Here is a 3,406-nt window from a genome sequence, read left to right on the forward strand (position 1 = left end):
AACAATGTGTAAAAAAAATACTATTTTTAGTCATTAATCGTAACGCCTGTACTTTGTTTGCTTACTTCTGATTTTCCTACGGAAAATCCTCGTACACAAACCCGTACTTTAGTTACACGCAACGTTATACAGCAGTGATCGCTCAAAAAAATCAGAACGCAATTTTAGCGGAATAAAAACAAAACACTCCTCTACTCTGAAAAAGAAAATCATTTGCGGAAACAAAAATCACTCTAACGGAAATGAATTAGTTTGCGGAAATTAAAAAATCACTCTAGCGGAATTAAGCTCGGTTGCGGAAACTTTTCCAATCTGAACCTCTAGAAAAAAATTATTACGGAAATAACAAAACGCACTTTAAAAAGTAATAAAAATCTTAAAAAATTAAAACCGCTGTATAACAATGTGTAAAAAAAATACTATTTTTAGTCATTAATCGTAACGCCTGTGCTAGGTTTGCTTACTTCTGATTTTCCTACGGAAAATCCTCGTACACAAACCCGTACTTTAGTTACACGCAACGTTGTGCATAATTAAAAAATGAACAAAGAGAATTTAATCCAAATATTGAACACTAAATCTGAATTAGATATTTATTATGAATATTTATTGGGACAAGATGTCTGGTATTTTAAAAACAATGGAGATGATTTTAGTTCTGACTATGACTCATTTAAAAAATTTATCTCAAGAAAATTAAATATTCCTTTTAACAATATTTCAATTGTTGGAAGTGCTAAAACTCGTTTCAGTTTTTCGCCAACAAAGAATTTATCTGAATTTCACGAGGATTCAGACTTTGACTTAATAATAGTTTCAAGAAAACTGTTTTATGAAATATGGTCTGCTTACAGAGAAGTATCACAAGGTCAATATCTTGAAAGTTATATCCAAAAATGTGGAAATATATTTGGTGGTTTTATAAGTATTCGTGACGATGATAAAACATATGGAAATCAAACTCTAGAGAATTGGCAAAAAAAAGTACTTTCTTTTAAAGCTGAACTGCAATTGACATTTAATATACAGCACGATGTTAATTATAGAATTTATTCGGACTGGGAATCAGTAGAGGAATACCATTTAAAAGGAATAACAAAATTAAAAAACATAATAAATGAAATTAATTGAACAAATAGATATTCAACCTCAAACAGCTAAATGGCTTTATGATTTAAGTCAAAAAGGTTTATTGGAAGTTGATAATTCATTCCAAAGAAATTATGTTTGGACAGAAAAAAATCAAATCCAATTAATTGAATCAATACTAATTGGTTATCCTATACCAGAAATTTATTTGTGGAACACCGGAACAGATGAAGATACAGGAGACACTAAATATTCAATAATTGATGGTCAGCAAAGATGTGGTGCTGTTTTTCAATACATTGCAAATAATTACAAATTAAAAGCATCAAGTTTAGACCCAAATAATCCAAAAAAAGGAGTAATTCAAGACAGATTATTTAAAGATTTAGAAGCTGATGATAAAAAAGCAATTTGGTCTTATCTTTTTTCAATTAGACTGGTAAGAAGTCAAGTAGAAAGAATTTCCATCGTTAATATGTTCTTGAGATTAAACAGTAATAATATGACATTGAATCCTCAAGAATTGCGAAATGCAGAATTTGAAGGAGAATTTATGTTACTATCATCTAAACTTGCTGAACTCGACTTTTGGGAAGAAAATAAAATTTTTGGAGTTGCAGACAGACGAAGAATGAGAGACGTTTCCTTTGTTAGTATTTTATTGGTATTTCTTAAAAAAGGAATTGAAGAAGATATAAGCAACACTAACTTAAATCAAATATATGATTTATATAATGATGACTATCAAGATAAGGAAACAGATGAAATTAAATTTAAAGAAATTTTAAGTGTAATAAACGCGATTATAGATAATAATAATGAACGAATTAAAATACTAAAAAGGCAAGTTCATTTTTACACTCTTTTTACTGTTGTTTTTGATATTTTGAATAATCAAGATAATTTGACCGATAACCAAATTTCAAATTACAGAAATTTTATAGACAATTATGATAATGATGCACTATTGGAACAATATTATCCAGAACAATTATCTGAAATATATCATTATAAATCATTAGTTAAAGAAGGTACTAGACAAAAATCAAATAGATTCGACAGACATAGACATTTAAAGAAAATAATGAACAAATAACTATGCACAACACTGTATATAATTTATTGCTAGTTCTAGCCTACTTACGAAAATCCTCGCGGATTTTCTATTCGGTTTTTATTTGCTAACTTTAGTGCTTAAACCACGCAACAAACCATATACAAACACGTTAGGCACAAGTTAAACAAACATCGTGAACAAAATATGGGGGAAGCATAACATAGGAGTAATGCGCCAAACCAGAAATGGATTGGAGATGATGGGTTCGATTCCCATTCCCCCCTCAAAATTAATTTATGACTGATCAAGAAATTTATGACTTATACGTTCTTCAAAGTAAGAACGTGCGTAAATTGAAAAAGGTTGAAAAAAGTGTAATTAGAACTATAAACACGTACGTTAAAAAGAAAGATGAATTTCAAGTTGAGATAAACACGAAATTGTACGCTTTAGTTTACTGCACTTTATCGGAAGCTCAATTTATACAAATAGTAAACACGCCAAATGGTTTTTTGTATAGCGAAATTCAAAAAATAAAAAATGAAAAAGAACGAAAGGGTGTCGTAAAAGCTTGGGAATTACTATTTGATTTAGCTTTTGAAAAAGTTAATCCTAATTGGAAAAATATGGATGACTTATTAATACGCAGAAATGAAATTCAAAAAATAATTGACGATTATATCAAAAGTCCAAGCGAATTACGAAATAAAATAGCACACGGACAATGGGATTTTGCGTTGAATCGTGAAAACACAAAACTGAATTCTGACAAAACTAATGAATTGGGGGATTTAACTGTCATAAAGATAACTATTTGGAGTAAAGTTCATCAATATCTTGGTTTAATCACTAGAGATTTAATTCAGTCACCTAAAGTTGGATTTCATAATCAGTATTGGTTACACTTAACAGAACTAAATGAATTTTTAATTAAAAGTACTAGTTGGACGATGACGGAAAGAAAAGATATTCTAAGACCTGTACCAAAAAAAACCAGTGCCTAACACCGTATAAAAATAATTGCGGTTTAGTGCTTAACCAAAGGTCGTTGCGTGTTTGTAACGTCTGATTTTCCTTCGGAAAATCCTCGCATACAAACCCGCAACTATTCTTATACATAAACGTTGTACGTCATTATGACCCGTCCTGAATAAAGGCTACATAATTTTAAACATTATGTACAAAAATGACAAAGTAATTAGACGGTATTCAGAACCTTTTAAACTAAAAATTATTGACGAACTTAGTAAAGGTAAACAC

Annotated in this window: 3 protein-coding genes and 1 tRNA gene; all 4 read left to right on the forward strand. The window is 29.7% G+C overall.

What is annotated here, in order from left to right:
- Positions 1-540: 540 nt before the first annotated feature.
- Positions 541-1,131, forward strand: coding sequence for a hypothetical protein (locus ABD715_RS17695; RefSeq protein WP_073153681.1), 591 nt, complete (start codon positions 541-543; stop codon positions 1,129-1,131).
- On the forward strand, positions 1,118-2,185 hold the full coding sequence (locus tag ABD715_RS17700) for a DUF262 domain-containing protein (RefSeq protein WP_073153678.1): 1,068 nt from the start codon (positions 1,118-1,120) through the stop codon (positions 2,183-2,185). Before ABD715_RS17695 ends, ABD715_RS17700 begins: the two co-directional genes overlap by 14 nt.
- A gap of 167 nt (positions 2,186-2,352) precedes the next feature.
- A tRNA-Ser gene (locus tag ABD715_RS17705) sits at positions 2,353-2,430 on the forward strand.
- A 12-nt stretch (positions 2,431-2,442) separates the two neighbouring features.
- Positions 2,443-3,150, forward strand: a complete 708-nt coding sequence (locus ABD715_RS17710; protein WP_344789668.1) for a hypothetical protein — start codon at positions 2,443-2,445, stop codon at positions 3,148-3,150.
- Positions 3,151-3,406 lie beyond the last annotated feature (256 nt).

The sequence above is a fragment of the Postechiella marina genome (assembly GCF_039538365.1).
GTDB classification, from domain to species: Bacteria; Bacteroidota; Bacteroidia; order Flavobacteriales; family Flavobacteriaceae; genus Postechiella; species Postechiella marina.